Raw genomic sequence first — 24853 nt, 5'->3', positions numbered from 1 at the left:
CCACTCATTCAAGCGGAGGCCTGATGGCTACCTACATCACCGTGGCGGACGTTGACGCCGAGCTCGGGCCTTCATGGGCGCCAGACGACAAGAAAGCTCGTGCAGTGCTGCAGGCGAATGCCTATTTGACCTCGCTCAACCTGGTCGGCATCGACATGGACGCCATTCCCGAAGAGGTGAAGCAGGCCGGCGCCGAGCTGGCTGTTGTCGCCTCTGAGGGCAAGCTGTACCAGCAGCAGACCGAGGGATCGCTGGAGGCCAAGACCGTGAAGGCCGGTTCGGTGACCACCAGCAAGACGTTTGCCTCAATCGACACCAGCAAATCCACCGCGCTCCCCGATGGCGTTCAGTTCGCGCTGGGGCTTCTCGCGCCTTGGCGCGCCAGTGGCTTCAGCTTCAACGTGTACAGGTGACCCATGGGCCTACGTGAAGAGATCCAAGCGGATCTGGCCGAGGCCTTCGACACCGACCTGGCGGACGCTGTGCAGCCCTTCAGCGGCGGCGTGACGCTGCCGGGAACGTGGGATCCGGTCAATGAGATAGCGGGCGCCCCTGTTGTCATCGCCTACACAGGCCGGGGCGTATTCGACGCCTTCAAGATTGCCCAGGTCGACGGCGTGAATATCCGCGCCACGGACCAACTGCTGATCGCGCTGACCAATGAAACAGTCGGCGGGGTACCGGACATCGGCCACAAGATCAACGATTTCGACGTGGTCAACGTCCAGACCGACCCGGCCGGCGCCCATTACGAGATCCAGCTGAGGAAAGTCTGATGGCCAACAAAGCGGGCTGGAGCCATAGCCTCACGGAGTTCGCTGACCAGGCAGGCGAGGACATCACTCAGATGGCGCGCGTGATCGCGACCGCCATGCTCACCGAGGTAGTGAACCGTTCGCCGGTCGGCAACCCTGACCTATGGCAGGCCAATGTGGCGTTGCGCACGAAGAACGTAGCGCTGGCAGATGCCTATGACGCGAACGTCGACGCCCGCAACGCTGCGCGCACCGGTGGCAAGGCCTTCAAAAAGCTGACCAAGCGGGAGCGCGAAGAGAACTACTTCGTCAAAGCGCAGGCGGCTGGGAAGGGGTACATCGGCGGCACATTCCGAGGCAGTCATCTGGTCTCGATCGGCGCGCCGGACATGACCGTGACCGACAACATCGACCCGTCTGGCCGCGAAACGATCAGCAAGGGCAGCATGCTCATCAAGGCCTCGGGCAAGTTTCCCGTGATCTATATCCAGACCAACAGTCCCTACGGCGAGATGCTGGAGCTGGGGCATTCCACGCAGGCGCCCGGCGGGGTTTATGACCTCGCGTTCATTGGCGTATCCGAGGCATACACATGACCTTCGAGCAAATCAGGGCGCTCATCACTGCGCGCATGGTCGCCTTCACCGGCATTGAACAGGCTCGGATTGATTACCCGAACCAGCCGGAAGTGTTCACGCCGCCGGCGACCGGCCTCTGGTGCCGGCTGAATATCCAGTACGCCTCGGCCTTCATGGCTGGCATGGCCGATCGGCCGCACACCCGCAAGCCCGGGCAGATCAGCATCCAGTGCTTCGCCCGAGAGCGCACCGGCACAAAGGCCATCAACGAGCTGGCCGACGCGCTCGAAGCGCACTTCGCCTACTGGCAGTCCGGCGATCTGGAATGCATGGAAGCCAGTCAGGTGGTCGCCGGCGAGTTCGAGGGCTTCTACCAAATCAACGTCAACATCCGGTTTCGCGCCGGTTAAGAGAACGACATGAGCGAAGTAACGAAAGAACTTCACCGCAGCCTTATCCGTGCTGCGAAAGGAGCGCTTGCCGCATGGGAGCGCTGGCTTGCAGCAAAGGAGAAGGGCGATGCAGGTCAGAATTGATGGAAAGCTGGTAGAGCGCAAGCACTACATCGAGCATGAGCAGACCAGCGATCGATCTGGGTTCGGTTACATCCTCCCACGGGAAGAGCCAGAGCTTGAGGATGGCGAGCAAGCCATATGGGCGCTCGGCGACCCAGTTCCGACAATTATTCGCACATTCGACCCAGCATAAATTTACCCAAATTCACCGGGCACGCTGATCAGACCCGCCGAAAGGCCTCTCTGCTCATCACGCCTCCCCGGATCAATTGATCTAAGGAGGCTCCGATGAGTTCGGGCGCAAGAGTTGTAAGCTACATCATTGCGGAGGTGACGCCCGGCGTTACCCCGACCGGTACCTGGGACACGCTGCGCCTGACCGGCAATGCGCTGACCCCGACCGTCAACACCCAAGTCAGTGACGAGATCACCGATACCCGTCTAAGCCAAGGCTCGGTGGCCACCAGCATCGATATCGGCGGCGACCTGACGGCGGAGTTCTCGTTTGGCTCGTTCGATCAGCTGCTGGAGGCCGCGTTCTACGGTAACTGGACGAGCAACGTGCTGAGCGTCGGTGACACCCGCCATACCTTCAGCATCGCCAAGGGTTACGACGACGTCGGCGTCTACGGAGTGTTCAAGGGGGCGCACGTCTCGACCTTCGCGCTCGACATCCCATCTGACGGCAAGATTACCTCCACTTTCAACATGGCGTGCCTGGACTACGCCGACAGCGAGACCCCGATCGTCGTCTCGCCGAACGCACCGACCACCACCCCGTTCCTGTCGAACAACAACGTCGGCACGATCCTGGTGAATGGTCAGTCGCTGGAAGGTGTGGCCTGCGTCTCGGCCATGACCGTCAACCTCGACAACAGCCTGCAAACGCAGCGCTGCCTCGGCTCTGACAGTCTCGGCCCGGGTGCACACATTGCTACCGAGGCGGCGATCACCGGCAGCATCACGCTCGCTTGGTCGAAGCGGGCGTGGGAGATCTGGAAGAACACATTCACCCGCGCGCCAATCGGCGTCGTATTCCCGATCACCGACAGCCTGGGCAACAAGTACACCTTCAACTTCCCGGCAGTGGAAGTGGACGGCGAACTTCCGAATGGTGGCAAGCGCGACCTGATCGAGGTGACGCTGAACTACACCGTTGCCAAGGTCAGCCCGACCATCACCCGCGTTCCGTTCGTGCCGGTGGCCAGTGTCTCGGTGGCGCCTACGACAGCGTCGATTGCGGTTGCTGCGACTCGCCAGCTCACTGCGTCGGCATTGCCGGCCGAAGCCGCGCAAAACGTCACTTGGTCCAGTTCGGCGCCGAGCGTTGCCACCGTCAGCTCTTCTGGCCTGGTCACCGGCGTCTCCGCTGGATCCGCGACGATCACCGCCACCAGCGTGTCGGATGTCTCCAAAACCAGCGCGGCGGCGATCACCGTCACTGCATAAACCTGCTCGACCTTTGGCTACCCCGGCATTCACGCCGGCCGGGGCGGCCCTTTTATTGGCGCGGCGTTGAGGAATTACCATGGCTCTGCAACTGGGCAAAAAGAAGCCGGCAGTCACCGGCGAGCGCTGGGCGAACTTCGACAAGGACACCAAGGTGCTGCTGGCCGGCATCGACAACCCTGAGTATCAGGTCGCGCTGGAGCGCATGCGCCGCCGCATTCAGCGCAACGATGCGCGGTTTGAAGAGGGCCAGGTGGGCGTGGTCGCCGGCGAGAAGACCGAGCACCAGAACCACTCGATGCTGCTGGCAAGCTTCATCGTGAAGGACTGGGATGGGGTACTGGACGCCGAGGGCAATCCGATCAAGTACAGCCCGGCGATCGCCGCCGAGCTGCTGGAGACCAACATCGAGTTCTTCGTCTTCGTCCTGCGTGAGGGTGCTGCTGCAGCCAATGACTCCGCCGAAGAGCGAGCTGAGTCGGTGGGAAAGCCGTCTGCCGCTTCGAGTGGGAGCAGGAGTGGGGCGGGGAAAGCGAGAAGCGCCGCGCGGTCTACGCGCGCCTGAAGCTGCCGGTACCGGATGAGCCGGAGAACGATCCGATCACGGCCTACCTGCTCAACCTCTACAGGAACGTGTCTCGCGGTCGCCGGTACATCGCCGGCATGGCCGGGGCGTTCCCTTTGCCACTGTCGGCGCGGGAAATTTCCGATTGGCTGGAATCGCATCCGTCGCCGCTGCCGCGCGATGAGGTTGACGATGTAATGTTTGCTCTGGATGCGGTGTGTTTGGCTGGCGACGAAGAGTGATTTTGTCGAGGCCCTCCCGTTGGTGCTAGATTCCTCCTTCAAACAGGGAGGGGGTGTCTTTGAAAAGACAAATAGCATTTGGTGTTGCATTCCTACTGCTTGCGGGCTGCGAAACAACTAGAGTCGCGCCAGAAAAGGCCTCTCAGGTCCCAGCAGAGGATGTTTTCGCTTTCGGTAAGCCAAGCACAGCAGATGATGCGCGTATTGTTTTCACACAAGACGCTGGCGCTTTGAGCTGCTTAGGTGCCGGCATGCAGGTGTTCTTGAACGAAAGGCTTGCTGCTGAAACAAGTAGCGGAAAATCGGTGAAGCTTTACCACAAGCCTGGCCCTGTGCAGCTGAGTATCAAGAACAATGCCGCATGCGCCGGCGGTGATCTGCGCGGGCTATTGCTTGATCTGAAGCCAGGCTACTCGTATTCGGTTCGCGGGTACCGCGGCATGTGGGATAAAGCGGAGCCGCTTCTTACTGCACCCGAGCCTTACAAGTACGCGAAATAGCGAGGACTTATGAGAACGATATTCGCCGCATTCATTGCTGTAACTGCGCTTTTTTCAATGTCGGCGCAGGCCGCCGAAAGCTCCTGCAAGAAAATTTCTGCCTTGGCCGGTGAGGCAATGACTGCTCGCCAAAAAGGTGAGCTGCTCGAGGACTCGCTCGACAAAATTGGTGATGGCAGCAAATTCGCCAGAGGCGTCGTTCTCAAGGCTTACGAAAAGCAAGTCATGATCACAGACACCATGAAGGAAGAAGCAGTAAAAGAATTCCGCAATGAGGCATATCGAGTCTGTCTCAATGCGAACAGCTGAATCAGCACCCAATGAATAACCCGCTCCGGCGGGTTTTTTTGCGCCTGGAGAAAGACAATGGCTCAGACATCCCGCCTCGTTCTGGAAATCGATAGTCGGGACGCCGAGCAAAAGGCTGCCGACACTCGAAAGGCACTTGAGGCGCTCGAGGGGGCAGGCCTTCGTGCCAAGCCGGTGATGGACAAGTTGGCCGACGGAATCGACAGCGTTGGTCAGTCCTCCGAAACAACAGGCAGGAAGGTCAAAACGCAAAAAGAGCAGTTGGAAGAGCTGCTGGGCAGTATTGATCCTGTCACCCGAAAGCTGGGCGAACTGGACAAGCAAGAGAAGGAACTGGCCAAAAACCGGAAGCTTGGCTTGATCGACGCGGATACCTTTTCCGAATATCAAACGAAGATCAATACCACGCGAGCAGATCTCGGGCGATTTAACTCGGATCTTGGCAAAACCGGCATGACGGCGAAGGCAACAGCTGCCGCATTGCGAGGAGTTCCTGCGCAGTTCACTGATATCGCCGTATCGCTGCAGGGCGGTCAGGCGCCACTCACCGTTTTCCTACAGCAAGGTGGGCAGCTTAAAGATATGTTCGGGGGTGTCGGGCCGGCAGCAAAAGCGCTGGGCGGCTATGTCCTCGGCCTGGTCAATCCTTTCACCGTGGCTGCGGCAGCGGTTGGTGTGCTCGGTCTGGCCTACTACCAAGGCTCGAAAGAGCAGGATGCCTACCGCCTTTCCCTCGTAACAACCGGTAATGCTGCCGGCACCACGACGCTCGCGCTGTCTGAAATGGCCAAGCGCGTCAGTGGAACCGTCGGCACTACGGCGGATGCTGCCGCGGCGCTTGCGCAGCTCGCCGGCACAGGGAAGATCGCCAGTTCCAGCTTCGAGCAAATCGCAACTTCCGCCATCGCCTACGAGAAGGCGACCGGGAAGGCAGTGTCAGAAACCATCGCAGAGTTTGTGCGGTTGGCGGACGACCCGGTGAAGGCAGTCGCTGAACTCAACAACAAGTACAACTTCTTGACCGCTTCGGTATATGAGCAGGTCCGAGCGGCGCAGGAGATGGGCGAGAAGGAGGCCGCTGCAGCCATCGCTCAGGAAGCTTACGCCAAGGCTTTGGGTGAGCGAGCAGCAACTATGAAGTCAAACTTGGGCTCTCTCGAAAAGGCATGGAACGATCTTGCTGGCGCCGCAAAGAGTGGCTGGGATGCAATCCTCGGTATCGGGCGCGAGTCGAACAGCGGTCCGGACGTAAAGGCGATTCAGCAGAAGATCAATTACCTGAAATCTACCCTTGATACTGGTTATGAGGACGACAACACCAGAGAGCGGATCGCTTCGCTGCAGGCCGAGCTCGATGCCTACGACAAGAAGTCGAAGGCTGAGCAGAAGGCTGCTGACGATGCCGCCCGTACAGCCCAAGTTCAGCGTGATGGGCAAGTGGCTTACGAGGCTTTTGAAAAGAGCCTTGAGCAGAACTTCACCAAGCGCCAGAAAATGAACAAGGCGCTTGAGGATGAGGAAAAACGCATCAACGCCGCTCGCACAGCAGGCTATACCATCACCGCTGAGCAGGAGGCCGCAGCACTAAAAGCGATTCGCGAGAACTCCATCTACAAGGAGTCCGAGGAGAAAAAGCCGAAGGCTTATACCGAAGACGCCGGCATGAAGGCGCTCGACCAAGCCCGCCAGCAATATGCCGTGCTGCAACAGCAGAACTCGCTGATCGGGGTGCAGAAAGGTGAGGTCGACAAGCTCGGCGCCGCCGGCCAGGCCCTTGTGAAGTGGGAGCAGGAACTCGCTGACATCAAGGGCAAGCAGACCCTGACGGCTGATCAAAAATCGTTGTTGGCCAACCAGGAGCTGATCACCGCTCAACTGAAGAAGAACGCAGCGCTCGAAAAGGAAAACGCGCTGCGCAAGATCGCGACCGACGAGACGCAAAAGCTCGCCGCATTCCAGACCAACCTTGCGAGCCAGTTGGCGAAGGCCCAGACCGGGCTGGACAATAATCTGGCCGGCATGGGAATGGGGGATCAGCAGCGGCAGCGCCTGCAGGAACAGCTCAATATCCAGCAGCAGTACCAGTCTCAACTGGATGCACTGGAGCAGCAGCACAACGAGGGGCGAATCAGCGACAGCCTGTACAGCCAGGAAACTGAAGCCCTGCGTTCGGCGCTGCAAACTCGCCTCGCGATGCAGCAGCAGTATTACTCGGACGTCGACAAAGCCCAGTCGGACTGGTCGCTCGGCGCCTCGTCGGCGTTTCAAACCTACTCCGAGCAGGCCCGCGACGTTGCCGGCCAAACCCGCAACCTGTTCACCAACGCCTTCAGCAACATGGAAGACGGCATCATCCAGTTCGTGAAGACCGGGAAGCTGTCGTTCAAGGATCTGGCGGACGGCATCATCGCCGACCTGATCCGCATCCAGGTGCGTCAGGCGGCGGTGGGCATCTTCGGCACGCTGTTCAGCGGGCTGGCGGGTGCTGGTGCATCTGCTGCCGGCAACGGTTTTGCTGCCGGATCTGCTGCGGCGACATCGTCGAGCCTGGGAGCATCGGCGGCCGGGTACAGCTCGAAGTACGGCTTTTCCGACGGTGGTTACACCGGTGACGGCGGCAAGTTTGAGCCGAAGGGTGTGGTACACGGCGGTGAGTTCGTGGTGCGCAAGGATGTGGTCAGCCAGCCAGGCGCTCGGGAATTCCTCGAGCGCATGAACGCGAACTCCAAAGGGTACGCGGATGGCGGCTACGTCGGATCGGCTGCCGTAACCACGAAGTCCAATGTCGTGCCGATCTCCTCGGCGTCTCCCGCTGCCCCGGTCATCCAGCAAATCTTCAGCTTTCAAGGCACGCCAGATGACGCCACCGTCAACATGGTCAAGGAGGCTGCAATGCAGGGGGCGAAGGGCGGATACGAGCTGGTCGTGCGCGACCTGAAACAAAACGGAACCATCCGCCAGCTGATCGCGCGGCGATAAGCCTTTAAGGAGTACCGCATGGCTCTCACGTGGCCGGCTTCGTTGCGCCCGTCAGAAATGACGTGGGGCATCGTCAACAACAGCAGAGCGTTCACTTCGACCCTCTCTAACGCTCAGCAAATCATCGGCTACCCGGGTGCTTACTGGCAGTGCACGCTGACCTTCGGGTTATTGACGAGGGGCCAGGAGCGCGAGCTGTCGGCGTTCCTTGGGCGACTGGACGGCATGATGGGTACCTTCAACCTGCCGGCGTTCACCAGGCGCCGGACGAACAGCGTCGGCGCACTGACGGTGGTCACCGGTAACGCTCAGGCGCGGTCGATGGTCATCGGCGGCGCAACGGCGAACGCCCCGGCTTTCAGCGCTGGCGACTACATCACCATCGCCGGCGAGATGTTCGAAGTCACAGATCCTGCATCAGCAAATGCGCAGGGCAGAGTGACTGTGCTGCTCAACAAGCGGATCCGCAAGACGCTCACGGCCGGTACCGCCGTCGAGTACCTCAACCCCTACTCGGAAATGCGGATGACCTCTGACACCTGGTCCATGTCCGTGCGCCCTGTGGTGTCGAACGGCAGCTATCAATTCAGGGAGGCCTTCTGATGCCCTCAGCATTCCCGTTCAGCCAGAACTTGGTGAACATCATTGCCACCGGACGGTTCATGCCGGTGTACGCCGTGCAGCTCGACTTCGTCGACGGCATGGTCTTCGCTCACACCGGCACCGGTGACCTGGTGGTCGACGGCATCACCTATCAGGGCGTTGGCAACTTCGGCCAGGTCAGCCAGTCGCAGGAAAGCGACAACTCCGGCTCGCCGATGTCGGTGGAGCTGACCCTTAGCGGCCTGGATGCCTACATCCTCTCCGAGACGAATGTGCGCGGGTGCCGCGGCCGGATGGCCAAGGTTCTGTTCGTGGTGTTCGACGAGGCTGGCAACTACGCGGCGGACATCCTGTTTTCCGGCCGGATGGATGCAGCCAAGTTCTCGTTCGCCGGCAACGGTCAGGACGGGAACAGCATCACTGTGCCCGTGGTTGACCGGATGGCCGAGTGGAGCCGCACCGGTACCGAACGCTTCACCGACGAAAACCACCGCGCGCGCCACGACGGCGACCGGTTCTTCTATGCCATCGCTCAGATGTCCGAGTGGCCCATTTATTGGGGCTCGAAGAAGGACGCACCGACATTCACCTATGGAAGTTAGCCATGCGCTACCGAGACTGGACAACCCGTCTGAACGACGTGATCAAGGCCGCCCAAGAGCGGCCTTTTTCATGGGGCGAATTTGACTGCTGCCTATTCGCTGCTGACTGCACGGCGGCGATTTGTGGCGTCGATCCGGCCGAGAACTATCGCGGCAAGTACACCACGGAAACCGGCGCCAAGCGGCAGCTGAAAAAGCAGCACGGCAGCCTTGAGGCGGCGTGGGATACCCATTTTGCAAGGGTGCCGCTGACGTTCATCCAGCGCGGTGACGTGGTGCTGTACGACGCGCCCGGCGGCCGAAGCATGGCTGTTTTCTGGGCTGGCGATTATTGGGCAACAACCGACGACGGCGCAGCCCGTGTCGTATGCGAGCCACTGGCCGCGTGGAGGGTTGAATGAGCGGCGGCGTCAGAAAACTTGCCTCGGTTGTAGTCGGTGCGGTTGTTGGTTTTGCCCAAGGTGGCCCATGGGGCGCGGTAGCTGGCGCGGCGCTGGCCTTCTACGCATCGGAACAGCAGGAAAAGCTCAACACCAAGTCGCCACTGCGCGACAACGAGCCGTCGGCGCAAACCGTGCGATCGTCGAAGGCACCGGTTCGCTTCATCCTTGGCCGCGTTTCCACCGGCGGCGTGCTGGTCTGGGCGCAGGAGCAGGCGGGCGCGCAGGGTGAGGGCGAGTGGCTGCACCTGGTGTACGTGTTGTGCGAGGGCCCGATCACCGCGCTTGAAAACATCTACCTTGGCGAGGAAGAAATTGGCAGCTACGGCGCGCAGGCGACTTATGAGCTGGTGGTCAACCCGACTCAGGTGAACGCTTTCCTGAAGGCCAACTGCCCAGACTGGAAGGACAGCCAGATCGGCCGGGGCCTGTCATTCGTTCGAGTTTCGCTGCAGTACAGCGCAGAGAAATTCCCGTCAGGCATCCCGGATACCCGTTTCGTAGTGCGCGGCCGCAACGACGTTTACGACCCGCGCACCGGTACCGCTGTTTATAGCGCCAATACCGCGCTGCACTTGCTGTGGTTCCTGCGCGCGCGTTGCGGCGTGCCGGACGACGAGATCGTGTTCGAAACCTTCGCCAGTGCCGCTAACGTGTGCGACGAAGCGCTGACCAATGCCGATGGCTCGACCAGCCAGCGCTATCGCAGCGGTTGCGTGATCGGTGCGGACGAGCAGCGCACGGGTGTGCTGCAGAAGCTTGAAGCGGCCTGCGGTGGCCATCTGATTCGTGTTGGTGGTCGCTGGATGCTTCAGGCGGGTGCTTACTACGGCCCGTATGACTTCGAGATCACCGAGGACATGGTGATCGGCACAGTCACCGGCAGCACCGAGCCGACCAACGACTCGGCTATCAACACCGTCCGGGGTACGTTCATTGATCCGTCGCAATCGTGGACGGAAACCGACTACCCGGAGGTCAGTGTTGCTCAGTGGATCGTTGAGGACGGCGGTGAGGCGGCAGAAACGCTGACCTACTCCTACGTCACCGATCCGTATCAGGCCCAGCGCCTGGCGAACATGGAGTTGCGCCGGCGCCGCGCTGGCGGTGCGATCAGCATTCCGATGAACTTCGCCGGCTACAACTGCCGGCCGGGGCGCGTGGTGCGGGTAAACCTTCCGTCGCTGAACATCCTGGGCGAGTTCATCGTTTCGGACTGGTCCATGGGCGACAGTGAGGGCTGCACTGTCCAGGTCAAACAGTACGAGGCGGCGATCTTCGATGATGCCGTGGGCCAGCCGTACAACCCGATCGGCTTCATCAATCTGCCGGCCGGTGGTCTCGGCACCCCCAGTGCGGTCACTTGGACGCAGGACACTACCGCCGAGGTGACTCAGGGCGTGCTTTCGTGGCTACCACCTACGGGCATCGTCAAGGAATACATCGTCATCGTTCGTCAGGGCGCGAACGCGGTGCAGTCGCACAACGTTCCGGCCACCTCGACGGAAATCGCCATCAACGGCCTGCCGTCAGGCAACTACACAATGAGCGTGGCAGCGGTTGGGCCGATGGCGCGCTCCGGCGAGGCGACGATCACCGTCAGCATCAACGGGCCGCCCATTCCAGAAAGCTGCGTGGTGCAGTCCTCGATCGACAGCATCGTGCTGATACCGAGCAACTCGCAAAACGGCCTAAATGGAGGCACCTACGAATACTTCTTCAGCACTTCGCCAACAGCAACGGCTGCTGATGCCGAGTATCTGGGGCAGGGCCTGACCTTCACCCACAACGGGCTGGGGTTCTGGACCAACTACTACTACTTCATCCGCTCATCGAACGCCTACGGGAAAAGCTCCTTCCTTTATGTCCCGGCCCAGACCTCGAACGATGTTTCGGCTTACCTCGCAGCTCTGGCTGGGAAGATTGGTCGCACAGAGTTGGGACAGGATATTGTCGACGAAATCGACAAAATCCCAGGCTTGCAGGAACAGATCGATGCGCTCGACGGATTGAAGGGTTACAACCCGGACGATACCTACGAAGAGTACGACCTGGTGGTGCAGGGCAAACGGATCTATCAAGCCACCGGTCCGGTCCCAGCGAACACCCCGCCACCCAATCCGCTCTATTGGCTCGATGTGGGCCAGACCGTGGAAACTGCCAACGGGCTTGCCCAGCAGGTGGCCACCAACACTGCCGAGATTACCGAACTCGACGGCGTGGTCACAGCGCAGGCGACGGCGTTTCAGGCGCTTCGCGCGGCTTCGCGAGATGACAATGGCGAGGGCGAACTGGCGGACGCCTTTAAGGGATGGTCTAGCACTGCGGCGATCGCAGCCGAATCAAAGGTTCGTGCTTCCGAAAACGAAGCCTCAGCCCGACGCCAGACCGAACTGACTGCAGCGGTGGCCGAAAACTCGGCAAACGTCACGCTTCTTGAAGAAGTAGTGGTCACGAACCAGCAGGCAACTGCTCAGCAATTGAGCCAGCTCAGTACCACCGTCGGAGATCAGCAAACCGCCATCCAGCAGAACACGTCGATCGTAAATGACGTGAACGGAAGGGTATCGGCGAGCTGGTCTGTGAAGATGCAGTACAACTCTGGAACTGGGCAGTACATAGCGGCCGGGATTGGCCTTGGCATTGAAAATGGCCCGGCAGGGCTGCAGAGCCAGTTTTTGGTCAGTGCTGACCGGTTCGCCATCGTCAACACCATCGCCGGCGGTGCGATCTCGGTGCCGTTTGCGGTGCAGGGCGGGCAGGTGTTCATGAATTCGGCCTTCATTCAGGACGGCAGCATCACGATGCTGAAGATCGGCCAATACCTGCAATCGGACAACTACATCACTGGGGTCCAAGGCTGGAGGCTCGATAAGGCTGGAAATCTAGAGTTCAACGGTCCGGCTCCTGGTGGAGGCCGTCTCACAATGACCAATCGCGCAATCAAGGTGTTTGACCAGAACGGGGTTAAGCGCGTGCAACTTGGAGATCTGGACGCATGACTTATGCAGCGAGAGTCTGGGACGAGAACGGCAATTTAGGAATGGACACCAACAGCTTCACCTACCAGGTGTTGTGGCAGGGCGTGATTGATTTCAGCGGTACCACGCCCAGCTACACGCTCAATATCCCGGGATTCAATCCAGCCAACTGCGTGTTCATGATCATCCCGACGAGGGTGCAGGACGTGCAATCTTCAGAAACCGACGGATCAGGTAACAGCAAATCTTATCCCTACGTGACGGTATCGGTGGGGCAGGTTGTTGTTAGATTCAGAAATCCATCGGCTACAGGTTCGACTATCGGATCCAGGGTTGTCGCGAAGGGTTACGCAATCAGGTATGCAGCATGAACTACGGATTCCAGAGCATTAATGACAACTCGGTCGTTCAGATCGATTCCGAATCTCCACGATTGTGCGTTTTGACGAAGGGAAGTTACTCCGGAACCACCAACGCATCCGGCGTTTTTGCCAGGGCTGTCACAAGCCAAGACCCACCGATTGTTTTCATCCGACCAAATCAGACTGGCGCCATTCAGGTGCCGATATCGGTCTGGTTCACAGGCGGGCCAGGTAATTGGACTGGTTTCACCATGAAGGCATCAAACGTGGACTCGACGCTTAGCGGGCAGTATTTCGTCGCCGCGTGGGCTTCCATGGGGACTGCTGCCTACGGGATGAGGCTATGGGACGGCGCCGGAACGCTGATTTATGACAGCGGCGCACCGGCCGTGGTTGTGACGTTCGCCGCCGGCAACTGGACGTACGTCGGGAGTGAGGTGCTTGTAGTGGGGCGCCGGTACATCTGGTCGATCAATAAGGCCTTGGGGGTAGGCGAATACATTTCCTTGAACCCATTTGCGATGAACTGCCACAACGACGCAACCGGTGGAGGCTGCGCTTTGGGCGTCGACTATGCAGGCGGTCGAATCATGATGTACAGCCTGGCTACGACCGCCTGGACCGATCAGGGCCACCGGCCATTTCTCTGCGCCAAATTGCTGGCCTGAGCCCAACTTCTTCTGGAGAACTTCGATGCCCTGGTACAAAACCGGGACGGTTTCTGTCGTCCAAAATTCCAATGCGGTGATCGGCGCCGGTACCGCATTTATTGCCAACAGCCGAGTCGGTGACGCGTTCCGCGGCCCTGACGGCGGCTGGTACGAAGTAATCAACATCGCCAGCGACACGGCAATGTCGATTGCGCCGCCGTACCAAGGCGCAACCAACACATCTGGGGCTTACGCGCTGGCGCCAATGCAGGGGTACGTAAAGGATTCTGCTGATGCACTTCGCGCGCTGGTCAATCAGTTCGGTACGCAGCTCGCCGCTCTGACCGACACCGATGGCCTGCCCGAGGGCTCAATCAACAAGTATTTCACCGACGCGCGAGTAAGGGCTGCAACCCTGACTGGATTCACGCTGCCGAGCGTGGCATCTGCTGTTGTTGCGACCGACACCGTTCTCGCTGCCTTGGCGAAATTGCAATTCAGCAAGGCCGGCAAAGGGCAGAACTCCGACATTACCTCTCTGTCCGGGCTCACTACGTCACTCTCTCGAGAACAGGGCGGGATCGGCGGCGCGCTGGGCTTTATCGAAGGTCTAAGTCTGGTCTGGGTGTCAGGAACGAGTATCGCAATCCGCCCGGGTAGCGCGTACGTGCCGTCAGTGGCCAAGGTTGTTACCTACGCTGGCGGAACGATCAGCCCGATGACGGTGGGGGCGGTCAACACTTTCATCCACCTTTACCTTACCGATGCTGGTGCTATTGAGCAGTCCACCACCGCCGCGCCGGCGCGGTATTACAACCAGGCGCATCAGAAAACAAATGACAACTCTCGCCGGTACATCGGTTCGATTCTGATCAACACCAACGCAGCGGGTGCTTATCAGTTTGCCCATCGCCTGGCCGACAGCTCGATCATGTACACGGTGGCCAATCCGGAAAGCACCACATTCCGCCTGCTCAGCGGTGGGACCTCGGTCGCGGCATTCAATACGCGCACCATCGCACCGGTTACGGCGCACACGTTGGAGGCGGCTTGGCAAAACGTCGGAACCGTCTCGGTGAAATTTACCCCCTCTGATGCGGGCACGCCGATCGCGTCCGGATGGATGGTATTCGTGCCGCCGGGTGCCATTTTCAATGGTCGCTGTCCGATCGCCTCAGACGGCACCATTACTTACAGCGCAGCCGGTGGCGGAAGCGCCAACTGCTACTCGCTCGGCTACTACTTCGACAGGTGATGATATGCCTTACGCAATTACCCCCACTGGCTGGCGGGCGATCAACCCAGAAATGGAACTGCTGGAGGGCGAAACCTTCGTCGAAGAAATTCCACAGTCCCTGATTGATGGCATCGCCGAGCAGGAACTCCTGCGCGACACCACGGCGATTCTCAACTCCAGAACGCGGCTTGCAACCGCCCAAGTCACTGCGCTGCAAAGCCGGGTCGACGCAATAAATGATGCGATCGCTGGTGATTACGCGCTGCCCGAGGAGGTCGACGAGAAGCCGCTGCGGGTAGCGTCGCTGGCGGCCTGGAAGAAATACCGCGTTCTGTTGGGCCGCGTGACTGGGCTGCCTGTCTGGCCGACGGCACCGGTGTGGCCAGAGCAGCCTGAGCCGTACAACGAAGAAACCACCGTGGCCCGAGCAACCCAGTCTTGAGTTGATCGCCGCGTCAGACCGCAACCCGCCATCGAGCGGGTATTTTTTTGCCTGGAGAAAAGTGATGCCTGTAACCGAAAAAGACCGTGACATACTCGCCCGCACGCTGTGGGGCGAGGCCCGCGGCGAAGGAACTGCCGGCCAGATCGCCGTGGCCTGGACAATCCGCAACCGTGTTTTCGATGGAAAAACCAATTCGTGGTGGGGCGAGGGCTACGCCGGCGTGTGCCAGAAGCCGTACCAATTCAGCTGCTGGAACAAGACCGACCCGAACTATCAATTCCTGATCGGCGTGAAAGAGATCCCATTCCGTGAGCTGGCTCAGTGCCGAATTGCTGCTGATCAGGTGATCGACGGCAAGGTGTCGGATCCCACCGGCGGCGCCACTCACTACTACGCCACCAGCATCAAAGCGCCGGCCTGGGCGGCGAAGGCCAAGCAGACGCTCAAGTTGGGCGGGCACGTGTTCTTCCGGGATGTGCCGTGATGGTCGTGCCGTGGAAAACGGTGGGCGCGCTGGCGCTGGTGCTGGTCGGCGCCGGCAGCGCCTGGCAGTTTCAGGACTGGCGCTATGGCAAGCAGTTGGCCGAGCAAGCCCAGCAGCACGCCGAAACCCTCAATAAACTGACTCAGGCCGCGGCGAACGCGCAGCAGGCCGAGCAGGACAAGCGTTTGGCGCTCGAGCAGCAGCTGGCGACCAGCGAGCAAACTCACTTCAGGAAAATGACCGATGCTCAACGTGATCAAGATCGCCTGCGCGATCGCCTTGCCACTTCTGATTTGCGCCTGTCAGTCCTCCTTGACGCAACCGACGCCGCCAAAGGCTGCGGGGTGCCTGGCACCGCCGGCACCGGCGGCTTGGATCATGCAGCCGTACGAGCCCGACTTGACCCAGCGCATGCTCAACGAATTATCGCCATCACCGACGAAGGCGACCGGGGGCTGATTGCGCTGCAGGCTTGCCAGGCCTACGTGCGTGCGCTGAGTGATGGCTCGTCGCTATCGTTGCGAGGTGAACACCGGTAAACCATCATTTATGTTCGATCTGGATGATGCGGGCACATGGACAAGCAACTGGCTGGTTACTCAATTGTGATGACGATTATCTGGGTTTCAGTCGTTCTTTCTGTCATTTATTGGATGTCGTAGTGAAGGTAATAGGTGGCTGATGTGGAAGGCGTGGTGCTGAGCGAGAAGATGCAAAGAGAGGCCGATCGGCTGCTGGCGCAGATTGTCCGGGCCGATTCGATGATCATCGCTGTGAAGGCGGGAGCACGGGCGGATGGCTTCGTGCTTGGACTGGAAACCGGCGGGGCTTTGCGCGCCGGCGATGCTGAAAGGCTGTACATCATTTTCGAAGCCGCTTTGGTGGAGCGCCTGAAAACGCTGACGCACAGTTGATCAATCGATGGGTTTAATCAGATCCGGGCCCTGATTCCGGACATTCCCCACGGCCCGATCAACCTTGAACCACTCGAAAACCTCTGTCGGTTCGCCCTGGTGCAGCACCATCTGTTCGGCGCGTTCTTTCGGCGTGGCCGGATCCAACCATTCCCGTGCGAGTTCAGGCGATAACGCCACCGGCCGCCGGTCGTGGATATCGACCATTCCCCCGGCGCTGTCGGCTGTAATGATCACAAAGCCGTCGTGCTCGCCCGGGTCGTGCTCTTCGTTCGGATATTGGCCGATGGCGGCACACAGGATTGGTGACTGGTCCCGGTGCCTGATCAAATAGGGCTGCTTTTTCGGCCCGCCTTCGTCGACCCACTCGAACCAGTTATTGATCGCGATGATCGCTCGGTGCGGCCAGATCGCGCGGAAGAATGGGCCGTAGGCGACTTTCTCAACGCGAGCATTGATTGGCGCGGCGCGGTCTTTTGCCCAGTGCGGTCGCCATCCCCACCGAACCATGTCGGCGTGCAGGAATTGGCCTTCCTGGTGAAAAAGGGCGAGCTGGGCGGTCGGCGCGGCGTTGTAACGCTCGAAAGGCTGCTCGCCGGTTGAGTTTATGAGCGCGTTCGGCATGCTCAGCGCCGCCACGAAGTCATGAATGCCGCTGTACTGGGATAGTCGTCCGCACATTGCCCGATCCTCGCATGGTTTCTTCAGCGTAGACCCGCGGGCGCGGGCTTCGTCACAAAACCTTTTCCGGAGCAGGTTGGGCAGTCTTCCCGGGCGCCAAACTGATCGAGGCAGGCAGGGCACATGCAGAAGGCCGCCGACTCAATGTGAGGTCGCACCTTTTCAAAAGCGCGTAGGTCTCGCTCTTCTTTGGCGATTTGAGCCGCATCAACCAGAGCGCGGTAAGCGTCTGGATCATCCATTGGCTTGTAATCAACCCCGCGAACAACCCGCTCGGTTTCAACGAGCTGGTACCGGCGCCCATTCAGTTCCAGAAACAGGCCCGAGATTGTCCCGATCTTTCGGGAAAGCCCCAAGGTCAGCCGCACTCCGTCCGCGCCAGAGTAAACCTTGCCGTCGTAGGGAAACGAGGCGCCGCGTGGTTCGTCGCTTTCGAAGTTGAAGATGGAACGGCTGATATTGCCAAGCAGCCTACCGGTGTCGACCTGCACGACATCGTAGGTCGACGCTCCGCGGTACTGGCCCGGCGAGTTTTGCAGCTCTTCTACAGAATGCCAGTAGGCGGCGTCTGCCATCTCGTTCATATCGAATTGCTCAAGCTGATCGATCAGTCCCTCTGTATGTAGGGCACCAGCCATTTGATGAAGCGTTTCCCGATGTGCCTCCGGGTTTTGCATGCGAAAGTCTTGGTCGTCGAGAGTCGCGCGCCATTGCTGGAGCCGGAGAGATTTTGCTTGGTCGAAATTCATGGAGGGAGATTCGCTGTACAGATGCTGTATGCATGTACAGTAATCGAGACGTGACGAGCGGGCGAGGGGAAGGCGACGAGCTGTCAGTCGGGCGCCATTAAAACCGCCAGGGTCATTTTGATGAACTCCTCGTTCTTGTCGATCGTCCAGAGTGCGCCGCGGATGTTCTCAGCGACATCTGCCGATCCACGCTGCTCGACCCAGTTGGACAGCTCCATGATGGCGGCTTCGAGGGCGAGCTGGTTTTCGTTGATCTTGAAGAGCAAGGAAGGGAGCAGGTCAGAGTTTGGCATTTGGTTTCCTCCGTGGACGAAACCAGCGTAGCAGGGGGATTGGTTTTTCAGGTGGCAGAACGCCGGAGAAGGTTGGAATACTGTAGGAAAATACAGCGCTAAGTTGTTGATTCTTATAGGGGATAATGGCGGTTTTTTACCCTGATGCTTTGGCAGTGTTTTCGTTGCAAATCAGGAGCTTACGATAATTCCGAAGTCACCTTGACATGGTGGGGGTCGTTGGTTCGAGTCCAATCGCGCCTACCAAACAAAATCCGCTCTGCTGGGCGGTCTAGAAGGGCTCACCGAAAGGTGGGCCCTTTTTTGTTGTCTGCGATTTGCAAAACTTTTGCAAAGTTTTTTCAAAACCCCCACCTCAGCGCACCTCTCGACACTGCATCTGTTCCGTTACCCAAGCGCTTAGCGTGTTTCGAAATAACACGATCTGTTGATATTGCGTTCTGTTCTTTTTTTGGATCCGTCGAAAAAGTGTGGATATTGAAGGGGTTACCGGTATTTTTAACCGACCGGTTATCAAAAAAATGTTGTTGCTGATCGTGAAGTTCAGTAACATCTGCCCCGCGTTCACCACCACGGTTTATGCATTTTTAAATCCCAAGCTTCCATCAGCTGCTTGGGATTTTTTTTGCCTGCGATTTGGTGAATTGCGCTTTTTGTCTCCCGGCTTCCAGTGCGAAGCTTTCCAACCCCACGATCGTGTGCGGGCGAAACCGGTTTTTTTCGACTACTACTGACTGGCGTTTTCCAGGGCTTTCTCAAAGGAGTTCGTCGATGCTGGTTCACTGGTTTCTCGCCGCGATTCATCTCTTGGCTTTTGCACTGGGCTTCTGGGCCGTGTTGACCCGTGGCACGGCGTTCAGTCGTCTGGCCGCTGGCGTCGGTGAGGCCAGGCGGGTTTTGCTCGCTGATAATCTGTGGGGGATTGCTGCGCTGGTGCTACTGGTGACCGGTGGCATGCGCGCCTTCGGTGGCTTCGAAAAGGGCACTGACTACTATCTGCACCAGCCGCTGTTTCATTTGAAGATGACGTTGTTCGTGCTGATTCTGCTGACAGAGCTGGCGCCGATGATCACGCTGGTCAAATGGCGGATCGCATTGGCGCGGGGCAAGGTGCTCGATACCGGACGTGCAAAGCTGTTCGCGCGGATCAGCCATGTCGAGGCGCTGCTGTTGGTACTGATGATGATTGCAGCTACCGGCATGGCGCGCGGCGTGACGTTCGGCTAGCAGGGAGCAATTCCCTGTGTCCTCTCGGAAATGTCTGACAGCCAGGCTGGGTAGTCGCAGGTAGTATCGCGCTGCAGCAGAAGAAGGGGTAAAGGCGAGGAGAGTGTCAGGCGCCGTGCCCAGCGGAGTGGGGCGCGGATGGCAGTACGGCGCGTGAATCTTTAGCCAGTCTTACGCGAAGGCAAACGGACTGGCTACTGACTGCAATGCGGCTCAGGGCGTTTGTGGCTTGTCCGGGGCGGTCAGGCCAGCCTGAATGCGCTGATAGATCTCTTCACGGTGCACGGCAACGTTTTTCGGGGCGTTGATGCCGATACGGACTTGCTGACCGCTTACGCCGAGGATGGTGATCGTAATGTCATCACCAATATTTATGCTTTCACCGACTTTGCGGGTGAGTATCAGCATGGTCTTCTCCTTGATTGCTTTGTAGGGCACCTGATTCAGACAGTGCAGAGGTCGGTGGTACGTATAGATTAGTGCGAAGTCTCACGGTTTGGGTGCCTCTTTCTGACGCGCAGATGCGGCATTAATTCCCAGGGCGTAACTATACAGAGGCTGCAATCATCAATCTCGTTGTTTTGTGCCCATTTTGCGGGCCTCGCGAAGTATTTATGAATGTTAAGATCGCCGCTTTGTGATTTTCGAGGAAAGCGTTGTGCGCAAATTGGTCTGGATGGTCGCGGCACTGGCATTGGCGGGATGTGGTGAAGGCAAGAGTGTAGACGTGCAGAAGCCGAAAACGGCCGTCGCGGCCGCACCTGCGGCAGCGTCCGCCCCGCAATGGGACCTCGAAGTACGCGGCGAAACGCCTCAGGCTGTCAGTGACCTGAGTGGCTGGTTGATCGAGCATGCGTTCGTGCCGACCGTGATCAAGGACAGCAGTGGCAAGACGCGGATCCTGATTGGTCCGTTCAACTCCCAGGCCGACGCGCAAGCGCGCAAGGTAGAGGTGGATGCGGCATTGGTGAAGGCCAAGAAGCAGAACGTCGAGTCGGTGATCGTCGAGCATCCGCTCGCGCCGTAAGCAGCACTTTCAGCGGAGCGGCCTAAAGGATATCGCCGGTGACTCGTCTTATACGAGTCAATCACGATTTCTCGAAGGAGCTCCGCATGGCCTCCGCCGCTCCCTACAAACTCTTCAATGCGGTTTTGCACCGCAAGACGCTGGTGAGTCCGCACATGATGCGGATCACGCTCGCCGACCCTTCGATAGGTGGCATGGCCACTTGGGCGCCGGATCAGCGGGTCAAATTGTTCTTCCCTGCTGAAGATGGATCGCCTGCAAGTCTTGCGCAGGAGGAGGGCTGGTACGCGCGTTTTCGTTCGATGCTGGCGAGCCGGCGGCCAGCAATGCGTACCTACACCATTCGTCATTTGCGCGCCGAGCAAGGCGAGGTCGACATCGACTTTGTTCTGCATGGCGAAACCGGGCCCGCGTCGCGCTGGGCGCTACGTGCGCAGCCGGGAGCGTCGATGCAGATTCTTGCTCCCGACACTAATTTCTCGGTACAGGACGCCGGAGGGTTTGAATGGAAACCGCCGCAGCTGCTCAAGGAGGTTTTGCTGGTGGCCGATGCCACGGCATTGCCGGCCGCCATGGGCATTCTTGACGAGTTGGCTGCCATGGCTGAACCGCCTCAGACTCAGGCTTACTTTGAAGTGGACAGCGCACCAGACATGCTCCCGGTGCCGGATTGGCCTGGGCTGTCGGTGCAGTGGCTGATTCGCGATCAGGCGCCAGAAGTAGTGGCTGGGGCGCTGATGGTAAAGGCAGTGCAGCAGGCGTTCCTGCCGGCAGAGGATTCATCGGTCGGGCAAGCTGCCGAACTCGCCGAAGTCGATATCGACAAAGACATACTCTGGGAGATCGCCAACACGGCCCCTGAAGGGTTTTATGGCTGGATTGCCGGAGAAAGCGCGGCGGTCATGCGTCTGCGCAAATACCTGATCAGGGAGTGCGGTATCCCCCGCGAGTCACTCAATCTGATGGGCTACTGGCGCTACAACAAGGCTGGCAGCTAAAAACAAAAAAGGCCTCGAACATCACGTTCGAGGCCTTTTCTTTTGCGCTGAAGAATCAGCCGCAGGCTTTCAGGTTTACCGGCCCGACAAATTCATTGCCGCGTCCCATCACGCAAGCCACGCTCTGATTGCGTTGACGTTCCCAGTCCTGCACTGGATAAGTTTTGTCCCACGCTTCGTACAGTTGCCGATCCTGTTTTGACAGGCGCAAGCCGTACTGCTTGCTCATGTAGAAATAGGTTCGCGCGATCATGCCGCGAATCGACGGGCGCGGCATGACCTTCTTGGCCTTGAAGTCGACCTGGGTCAGGCACGAGCCGTACTGCCCGGATTGCACCGGCAGCCAGCCATAACTGAAGTTGCTGCGGTCACCGTTGACCTCACCAATGCTCGGCACCAGGTTGTGCAGGTCGGCTTCGGCTTTCTGATAACTCGGGTCATAGCGGGTGCAGTTCTTGCGCCCGCCCGACTGCCAGCATTGACGCTGGTGACCGAATTCCCACGCCGGGACGATGTGCTCCCATTCGATGCGTGAAGCACGCTTGGCATTCTTGCGCGGCACGTAACCGCATGCCTTCAAGTCCACCTTGTTGCCGGTGTACTTGCACCCGCAGTAAAACTCGGTGGACTGCGGTGCATAGAGTTTCCAGGCGGCCTTTTTGGCCTCGGTAAAAGTGCGGGGCGCGCCAGCCTGGGCGCCAAAAGCGATGAACAGCAGCAGCAAAGCAAAACAGCGGACACTCATTGAATCAATCTTCCTTCGGCACAACCCAAAAAATCTGCACGCCGCCATCGTCGCGATAGGCGAGTGTGACGTTGTCGTTCTCGTCGATTTCCTCGAGCAGTTGCTCCCATGCATCCACAGGCTCGTCCGGCAGACGGAAGATCAGTGCGGCTTTGGCTTTTTGTGCGGTAGGGGAATTGATGATTTTCTGAACGCGCATGCCCATGCGTTCGTAAGCGTCAGGAGCATCAGGAGAGGTGGCCACGAGGTTATCCTTATTAAGCTGTACGTGCATACAGTATTTAACTGTAAGCATTTTCGCAACTGCTTAAAATTCAAGAAAATCCTCTGACAGCGCTTTTCCGCTTTTGGTGTAGGCCGGGTCGATTATTTTGTACGAAAAAGTCGCGCTCAGCGTAAGTGGCAGCACCACCCGCCGCGCGGGCGAGTGGTGAGCGGGTTGCCCGACCCGAAAGGGTCAGGCGAGGGCCAATCAATATTCCCAGAACATCCGCTGCAGTTCTTTGCTGTCGTTGGTTTTGGTCAGGGCGACCATGGCCAGGATGCGGGCCTTTTGCGGGTTCAGGTCGTGAGCGACCACCCAGTCGTACTTGTCGTCAGGTTGTTCGGCGTTACGCAGGACGAAGCCGCCGGCGTTGACGTGGGACGAGCGGATGATCTGCACGCCGTCTTTACGCAGTGCTTGCAGGGATGGCACTACGCGCGAAGACACCGAACCGTTACCGGTACCGGCATGGATGATCGCTTTGGCGCCGGCCTGGGCCAGAGCCTTGTAAGCGGTGTCGTCGACGTTGCCGTAGGAGTAGGCGATTTCTACGTCAGGCAGGCTCTTGATGTTCTTGATGTCGAATTCCGAATCCATGGTGTGACGCTTGGCCGGCAAGCGGAACCAGTAGGATTTGCCTTCAACCACCATGCCCAGCGGACCCCAAGGGCTTTTGAACGCCTCGGTCTTGATGTTGATCATTTTGCTGACGTCGCGACCGGACTGGATCTCGTCGTTCATGGTTACCAGCACGCCTTTGCCGTGCGCTTCTTTGCTGCTGGCGACGGCGACGGCGTTGTACAGGTTGAGCATGCCGTCCGCCGACATGGCGGTGCCCGGACGCATCGAGCCGACCACGATGATCGGCTTGTCGGTTTTTTCCACCAGGTTCAGGAAGTACGCGGTTTCTTCCAGGGTGTCGGTGCCGTGGGTGATGACGATGCCATCGACGTCTTTACTGTCGGCCAGCTCGGATACGCGGCGACCCAGTTGCAGCAGGTTGTCGTTGGTGATGCTTTCCGAAGCGATCTGCATGACTTGTTCGCCACGCACGTTCGCCAGTTTGCTCAGTTCGGGTATGCCGGCGATCAGTTGTTCAATGCCGACCTTGGCCGCTTGATAGGTGGCGCTGTTGGCTGCGCTGGCGCCGGCACCGGCAATGGTGCCGCCCGTGGCAAGCACTACGACGTTGGCGAGTTTGGTCTGGGTTTCGACTTCTTTTGCCTGAAGGGCAGTGGGCAGGAGCAGGAGGAGGGCCAAAGCGCCCGGAACCAAGGTGTTGAAAGCAGATTTCATTATTTTTCTCTCTAGTAGTGAGACGGTGCTGATGCAGGTTCATCTAGATGCGCCCCGAGCCGATCTGAATGCCCAGGGTGCAGGCTAGGGAGCAGGATCTGTACCAGTGCTACTTTGCTTTAGAGAAATGTTTAACCTGATGATTTATATCAATATTTTGTAAGTTTTCGGATTCTTGAATGAATGGCTCATCCGGGTTTCCGAACAAAGGAAGCTTTCGTGTTCGGTTCACCGAAAGGGATTGCACCTCCTGGCGACCGCAACGGCTTGTTGGTTTCAGGTCTTCTGCTAAAGAAACCCGTCAGCAGGCCGATGGCTGTGGAAGGAAACGTTTATTTAGGGAGTTCACATGTCACTGACGATCGGTTTTTCAAATCCCGGCTCAGTCACCATTGGCGGTAAAACCGCAGCGACAATCAATGCAATGAACCAGGCGGAAGCAGATGCGGCCGACGAGGCGCTTGGCGTTGAAAAAGAACCGAGCAATCAAGTTCGCACCGGTGGTCCCGCGCAAGAAGCCAGCAAGGCGGATAGCGCTGACAGCGGCGACAGTCTGAGCGTGACCGTAAAAATGTTGCTCAAGCGCATGCAGGAATTGCAGAAGCAACTGCAAGAGCAGCAACAGCAACTGGCGGCGGCCCAGGCGGCGAGCTATCCGACGCCCGAGGCCAAGTCACAGGCGGTGATGTCCGTTCAGGGGCAGATCGCGCAAACCAGCGGCGCGCTGATGGAAGTCGCAGCGGCACTGGTCAAGGAAATGTCCAAGGATTCCACCAGCGGCAACCTGGTCAGCACCACGGCTTAAGCGGTAAGGGGTGAATCAGACGATTGCGCCCCGCAATACAACGACGATTTCTGATTGTTGACAAATGTCGGCGGGATTCGCATAGTTCGGTCTACGCAAACGTTTGCGCGGCTTCCCCGGTGCACTATTGTCCGGAAGAGAGCGCTGAAGCTTACGC

34 protein-coding genes are annotated in these 24853 nt (G+C 58.9%); 27 read left to right on the top strand and 7 right to left on the bottom strand.

What is annotated here, in order from left to right; translation table 11 throughout:
* Positions 1-23: 23 nt before the first annotated feature.
* The 22 genes from LVD08_RS25480 to LVD08_RS25375 all read left to right on the top strand — a co-directional run bounded on the left by LVD08_RS25480 (position 24) and on the right by LVD08_RS25375 (position 16610).
* Positions 24-413 carry a DnaT-like ssDNA-binding protein gene (locus tag LVD08_RS25480; RefSeq protein ID WP_103484250.1) on the top strand — a complete coding sequence of 130 codons (390 nt, stop codon included), beginning with the start codon at positions 24-26 and terminating at the stop codon, positions 411-413.
* 3 nt (positions 414-416) lie between these two features.
* Positions 417-776, top strand: a complete 360-nt coding sequence (locus LVD08_RS25475) for a hypothetical protein (protein ID WP_247269546.1) — start codon at positions 417-419, stop codon at positions 774-776.
* Complete coding sequence (locus tag LVD08_RS25470) at positions 776-1351, top strand: HK97 gp10 family phage protein (protein ID WP_247269545.1); 576 nt, start codon at positions 776-778, stop codon at positions 1349-1351. The genes LVD08_RS25475 and LVD08_RS25470 overlap by 1 nt, the downstream gene beginning before the upstream one ends.
* On the top strand, positions 1348-1743 hold the full coding sequence (locus LVD08_RS25465; RefSeq protein ID WP_247269544.1) for a phage tail terminator-like protein: 396 nt from the start codon (positions 1348-1350) through the stop codon (positions 1741-1743). The genes LVD08_RS25470 and LVD08_RS25465 overlap by 4 nt, the downstream gene beginning before the upstream one ends.
* Before the next feature lie 109 nt (positions 1744-1852).
* Positions 1853-2041 carry a hypothetical protein gene (locus LVD08_RS25460; protein WP_247269543.1) on the top strand — a complete coding sequence of 63 codons (189 nt, stop codon included), beginning with the start codon at positions 1853-1855 and terminating at the stop codon, positions 2039-2041.
* Between the two features lie 95 nt (positions 2042-2136).
* A complete protein-coding gene (locus LVD08_RS25455) occupies positions 2137-3297 on the top strand; it encodes a phage tail tube protein (protein WP_274621289.1) in 1161 nt (386 codons plus the stop codon).
* Between the two features lie 79 nt (positions 3298-3376).
* Entirely contained in the window at positions 3377-3862 is a 486-nt protein-coding gene (locus LVD08_RS25450; protein WP_247269541.1) for a hypothetical protein, read from the top strand.
* Between the two features lie 2 nt (positions 3863-3864).
* Entirely contained in the window at positions 3865-4104 is a 240-nt protein-coding gene (locus LVD08_RS25445) for a hypothetical protein (RefSeq protein ID WP_247269588.1), read from the top strand.
* A 59-nt stretch (positions 4105-4163) separates the two neighbouring features.
* Positions 4164-4604, top strand: a complete 441-nt coding sequence (locus LVD08_RS25440; RefSeq protein ID WP_247269540.1) for a hypothetical protein — start codon at positions 4164-4166, stop codon at positions 4602-4604.
* A gap of 9 nt (positions 4605-4613) precedes the next feature.
* Positions 4614-4913 carry a hypothetical protein gene (locus LVD08_RS25435; RefSeq protein WP_247269539.1) on the top strand — a complete coding sequence of 100 codons (300 nt, stop codon included), beginning with the start codon at positions 4614-4616 and terminating at the stop codon, positions 4911-4913.
* Between the two features lie 57 nt (positions 4914-4970).
* Positions 4971-7892, top strand: coding sequence for a phage tail tape measure protein (locus LVD08_RS25430; RefSeq protein WP_247269538.1), 2922 nt, complete (start codon positions 4971-4973; stop codon positions 7890-7892).
* Positions 7893-7910: 18 nt separating this feature from the next.
* Positions 7911-8495, top strand: a complete 585-nt coding sequence (locus LVD08_RS25425; protein WP_247269537.1) for a hypothetical protein — start codon at positions 7911-7913, stop codon at positions 8493-8495.
* A complete protein-coding gene (locus LVD08_RS25420; protein WP_247269536.1) occupies positions 8495-9097 on the top strand; it encodes a DUF2163 domain-containing protein in 603 nt (200 codons plus the stop codon). Before LVD08_RS25425 ends, LVD08_RS25420 begins: the two co-directional genes overlap by 1 nt.
* Positions 9098-9099: 2 nt before the next feature.
* On the top strand, positions 9100-9498 hold the full coding sequence (locus tag LVD08_RS25415; protein WP_247269535.1) for a DUF6950 family protein: 399 nt from the start codon (positions 9100-9102) through the stop codon (positions 9496-9498).
* Positions 9495-12539, top strand: coding sequence for a phage tail protein (locus tag LVD08_RS25410; RefSeq protein ID WP_247269534.1), 3045 nt, complete (start codon positions 9495-9497; stop codon positions 12537-12539). The genes LVD08_RS25415 and LVD08_RS25410 overlap by 4 nt, the downstream gene beginning before the upstream one ends.
* Positions 12536-12889 carry a hypothetical protein gene (locus LVD08_RS25405; RefSeq protein ID WP_247269533.1) on the top strand — a complete coding sequence of 118 codons (354 nt, stop codon included), beginning with the start codon at positions 12536-12538 and terminating at the stop codon, positions 12887-12889. The genes LVD08_RS25410 and LVD08_RS25405 overlap by 4 nt, the downstream gene beginning before the upstream one ends.
* Positions 12886-13548, top strand: coding sequence for a hypothetical protein (locus LVD08_RS25400; protein WP_247269532.1), 663 nt, complete (start codon positions 12886-12888; stop codon positions 13546-13548). The genes LVD08_RS25405 and LVD08_RS25400 overlap by 4 nt, the downstream gene beginning before the upstream one ends.
* 25 nt (positions 13549-13573) lie before the next feature.
* Entirely contained in the window at positions 13574-14785 is a 1212-nt protein-coding gene (locus tag LVD08_RS25395) for a hypothetical protein (protein WP_247269531.1), read from the top strand.
* Positions 14786-14789: 4 nt separating this feature from the next.
* Positions 14790-15209 (top strand): tail fiber assembly protein, encoded by a 420-nt coding sequence (locus LVD08_RS25390; RefSeq protein WP_247269530.1) that lies wholly within the window; start codon positions 14790-14792, stop codon positions 15207-15209.
* Positions 15210-15273: 64 nt separating this feature from the next.
* On the top strand, positions 15274-15696 hold the full coding sequence (locus tag LVD08_RS25385; RefSeq protein ID WP_247269529.1) for a cell wall hydrolase: 423 nt from the start codon (positions 15274-15276) through the stop codon (positions 15694-15696).
* Positions 15696-16235, top strand: coding sequence for a lysis system i-spanin subunit Rz (locus LVD08_RS25380; protein WP_247269528.1), 540 nt, complete (start codon positions 15696-15698; stop codon positions 16233-16235). Before LVD08_RS25385 ends, LVD08_RS25380 begins: the two co-directional genes overlap by 1 nt.
* A 144-nt stretch (positions 16236-16379) precedes the next feature.
* Positions 16380-16610: a hypothetical protein gene (locus LVD08_RS25375; protein ID WP_098968401.1), complete on the top strand. Its 231-nt coding sequence runs from the start codon at positions 16380-16382 to the stop codon at positions 16608-16610.
* Here the strand turns inward: LVD08_RS25375 and LVD08_RS25370 are convergent, their stop codons facing one another.
* From LVD08_RS25370 to LVD08_RS25360, 3 genes are all read right to left on the bottom strand, one after another.
* The gene (locus LVD08_RS25370) at positions 16611-17291 is read right to left on the bottom strand and encodes an SOS response-associated peptidase family protein (protein ID WP_247269527.1); all 681 of its coding nucleotides are present in this window, start codon (positions 17289-17291) and stop codon (positions 16611-16613) included.
* A gap of 23 nt (positions 17292-17314) precedes the next feature.
* Positions 17315-18040: a hypothetical protein gene (locus LVD08_RS25365; RefSeq protein WP_247269526.1), complete on the bottom strand. Its 726-nt coding sequence runs from the start codon at positions 18038-18040 to the stop codon at positions 17315-17317.
* 83 nt (positions 18041-18123) lie between these two features.
* Entirely contained in the window at positions 18124-18333 is a 210-nt protein-coding gene (locus tag LVD08_RS25360; RefSeq protein ID WP_103519845.1) for a hypothetical protein, read from the bottom strand.
* 470 nt (positions 18334-18803) lie between these two features.
* Here LVD08_RS25360 and LVD08_RS25355 point away from each other — a divergent pair, with 470 nt between their 5' ends.
* Both LVD08_RS25355 and LVD08_RS25350 read left to right on the top strand, forming a co-directional pair.
* Positions 18804-19067 carry a hypothetical protein gene (locus LVD08_RS25355; protein ID WP_143503098.1) on the top strand — a complete coding sequence of 88 codons (264 nt, stop codon included), beginning with the start codon at positions 18804-18806 and terminating at the stop codon, positions 19065-19067.
* A 37-nt stretch (positions 19068-19104) separates the two neighbouring features.
* The gene (locus LVD08_RS25350) at positions 19105-19560 is read left to right on the top strand and encodes a DUF2214 family protein (protein ID WP_183781335.1); all 456 of its coding nucleotides are present in this window, start codon (positions 19105-19107) and stop codon (positions 19558-19560) included.
* 213 nt (positions 19561-19773) lie between these two features.
* Here LVD08_RS25350 and csrA read toward each other — a convergent pair whose 3' ends face one another.
* A complete protein-coding gene (csrA, locus tag LVD08_RS25345; RefSeq protein ID WP_003179932.1) occupies positions 19774-19968 on the bottom strand; it encodes a carbon storage regulator CsrA in 195 nt (64 codons plus the stop codon).
* A 250-nt stretch (positions 19969-20218) separates the two neighbouring features.
* Between csrA and LVD08_RS25340 the strand changes: the two genes are divergently transcribed.
* Positions 20219-20587 carry a sporulation protein gene (locus LVD08_RS25340; protein WP_047293271.1) on the top strand — a complete coding sequence of 123 codons (369 nt, stop codon included), beginning with the start codon at positions 20219-20221 and terminating at the stop codon, positions 20585-20587.
* An 86-nt stretch (positions 20588-20673) separates the two neighbouring features.
* Positions 20674-21585 carry a siderophore-interacting protein gene (locus tag LVD08_RS25335; RefSeq protein WP_247269525.1) on the top strand — a complete coding sequence of 304 codons (912 nt, stop codon included), beginning with the start codon at positions 20674-20676 and terminating at the stop codon, positions 21583-21585.
* 55 nt (positions 21586-21640) lie between these two features.
* On the opposite strand, the gene LVD08_RS25330 is transcribed toward LVD08_RS25335, so the two are convergent.
* From LVD08_RS25330 to LVD08_RS25320, 3 genes are all read right to left on the bottom strand, one after another.
* Complete coding sequence (locus LVD08_RS25330) at positions 21641-22330, bottom strand: endonuclease (RefSeq protein WP_003226397.1); 690 nt, start codon at positions 22328-22330, stop codon at positions 21641-21643.
* 4 nt (positions 22331-22334) lie between these two features.
* Positions 22335-22625 (bottom strand): DUF1654 domain-containing protein, encoded by a 291-nt coding sequence (locus LVD08_RS25325; protein ID WP_003226395.1) that lies wholly within the window; start codon positions 22623-22625, stop codon positions 22335-22337.
* 177 nt (positions 22626-22802) lie between these two features.
* Positions 22803-23891, bottom strand: coding sequence for an asparaginase (locus tag LVD08_RS25320; protein ID WP_027611548.1), 1089 nt, complete (start codon positions 23889-23891; stop codon positions 22803-22805).
* A 349-nt stretch (positions 23892-24240) separates the two neighbouring features.
* Between LVD08_RS25320 and LVD08_RS25315 the strand changes: the two genes are divergently transcribed.
* Complete coding sequence (locus LVD08_RS25315; RefSeq protein WP_027611549.1) at positions 24241-24696, top strand: hypothetical protein; 456 nt, start codon at positions 24241-24243, stop codon at positions 24694-24696.
* The last annotated feature ends 157 nt before the right edge of the window (positions 24697-24853 follow it).

Source organism: Pseudomonas sp. YL2 (genome assembly GCF_023063025.1).
GTDB lineage: Bacteria > Pseudomonadota > Gammaproteobacteria > Pseudomonadales > Pseudomonadaceae > Aquipseudomonas > Aquipseudomonas putida_A.
This window is presented reverse-complemented; position numbering and strand designations above follow the sequence as displayed.

Bases quoted from the DNA above. Each gene is read 5' to 3' on its own strand.
- LVD08_RS25480 (WP_103484250.1), top strand. From the start codon at position 24: ATGGCTACCTACATCACCGTGGCGGACGTTGACGCCGAGCTCGGGCCT.
- LVD08_RS25475 (WP_247269546.1), top strand. From the start codon at position 417: ATGGGCCTACGTGAAGAGATCCAAGCGGATCTGGCCGAGGCCTTCGAC.
- LVD08_RS25470 (WP_247269545.1), top strand. From the start codon at position 776: ATGGCCAACAAAGCGGGCTGGAGCCATAGCCTCACGGAGTTCGCTGAC.
- LVD08_RS25465 (WP_247269544.1), top strand. From the start codon at position 1,348: ATGACCTTCGAGCAAATCAGGGCGCTCATCACTGCGCGCATGGTCGCC.
- LVD08_RS25460 (WP_247269543.1), top strand. From the start codon at position 1,853: ATGCAGGTCAGAATTGATGGAAAGCTGGTAGAGCGCAAGCACTACATC.
- LVD08_RS25455 (WP_274621289.1), top strand. From the start codon at position 2,137: ATGAGTTCGGGCGCAAGAGTTGTAAGCTACATCATTGCGGAGGTGACG.
- LVD08_RS25450 (WP_247269541.1), top strand. From the start codon at position 3,377: ATGGCTCTGCAACTGGGCAAAAAGAAGCCGGCAGTCACCGGCGAGCGC.
- LVD08_RS25435 (WP_247269539.1), top strand. From the start codon at position 4,614: ATGAGAACGATATTCGCCGCATTCATTGCTGTAACTGCGCTTTTTTCA.
- LVD08_RS25430 (WP_247269538.1), top strand. From the start codon at position 4,971: ATGGCTCAGACATCCCGCCTCGTTCTGGAAATCGATAGTCGGGACGCC.
- LVD08_RS25425 (WP_247269537.1), top strand. From the start codon at position 7,911: ATGGCTCTCACGTGGCCGGCTTCGTTGCGCCCGTCAGAAATGACGTGG.
- LVD08_RS25420 (WP_247269536.1), top strand. From the start codon at position 8,495: ATGCCCTCAGCATTCCCGTTCAGCCAGAACTTGGTGAACATCATTGCC.
- LVD08_RS25415 (WP_247269535.1), top strand. From the start codon at position 9,100: ATGCGCTACCGAGACTGGACAACCCGTCTGAACGACGTGATCAAGGCC.
- LVD08_RS25410 (WP_247269534.1), top strand. From the start codon at position 9,495: ATGAGCGGCGGCGTCAGAAAACTTGCCTCGGTTGTAGTCGGTGCGGTT.
- LVD08_RS25405 (WP_247269533.1), top strand. From the start codon at position 12,536: ATGACTTATGCAGCGAGAGTCTGGGACGAGAACGGCAATTTAGGAATG.
- LVD08_RS25400 (WP_247269532.1), top strand. From the start codon at position 12,886: ATGAACTACGGATTCCAGAGCATTAATGACAACTCGGTCGTTCAGATC.
- LVD08_RS25395 (WP_247269531.1), top strand. From the start codon at position 13,574: ATGCCCTGGTACAAAACCGGGACGGTTTCTGTCGTCCAAAATTCCAAT.
- LVD08_RS25390 (WP_247269530.1), top strand. From the start codon at position 14,790: ATGCCTTACGCAATTACCCCCACTGGCTGGCGGGCGATCAACCCAGAA.
- LVD08_RS25385 (WP_247269529.1), top strand. From the start codon at position 15,274: ATGCCTGTAACCGAAAAAGACCGTGACATACTCGCCCGCACGCTGTGG.
- LVD08_RS25380 (WP_247269528.1), top strand. From the start codon at position 15,696: ATGGTCGTGCCGTGGAAAACGGTGGGCGCGCTGGCGCTGGTGCTGGTC.
- LVD08_RS25370 (WP_247269527.1), bottom strand. From the start codon at position 17,291: ATGTGCGGACGACTATCCCAGTACAGCGGCATTCATGACTTCGTGGCG.
- LVD08_RS25365 (WP_247269526.1), bottom strand. From the start codon at position 18,040: ATGAATTTCGACCAAGCAAAATCTCTCCGGCTCCAGCAATGGCGCGCG.
- LVD08_RS25360 (WP_103519845.1), bottom strand. From the start codon at position 18,333: ATGCCAAACTCTGACCTGCTCCCTTCCTTGCTCTTCAAGATCAACGAA.
- LVD08_RS25350 (WP_183781335.1), top strand. From the start codon at position 19,105: ATGCTGGTTCACTGGTTTCTCGCCGCGATTCATCTCTTGGCTTTTGCA.
- csrA (WP_003179932.1), bottom strand. From the start codon at position 19,968: ATGCTGATACTCACCCGCAAAGTCGGTGAAAGCATAAATATTGGTGAT.
- LVD08_RS25335 (WP_247269525.1), top strand. From the start codon at position 20,674: ATGGCCTCCGCCGCTCCCTACAAACTCTTCAATGCGGTTTTGCACCGC.
- LVD08_RS25330 (WP_003226397.1), bottom strand. From the start codon at position 22,330: ATGAGTGTCCGCTGTTTTGCTTTGCTGCTGCTGTTCATCGCTTTTGGC.
- LVD08_RS25325 (WP_003226395.1), bottom strand. From the start codon at position 22,625: ATGCTTACAGTTAAATACTGTATGCACGTACAGCTTAATAAGGATAAC.
- LVD08_RS25320 (WP_027611548.1), bottom strand. From the start codon at position 23,891: ATGAAATCTGCTTTCAACACCTTGGTTCCGGGCGCTTTGGCCCTCCTC.
- LVD08_RS25315 (WP_027611549.1), top strand. From the start codon at position 24,241: ATGTCACTGACGATCGGTTTTTCAAATCCCGGCTCAGTCACCATTGGC.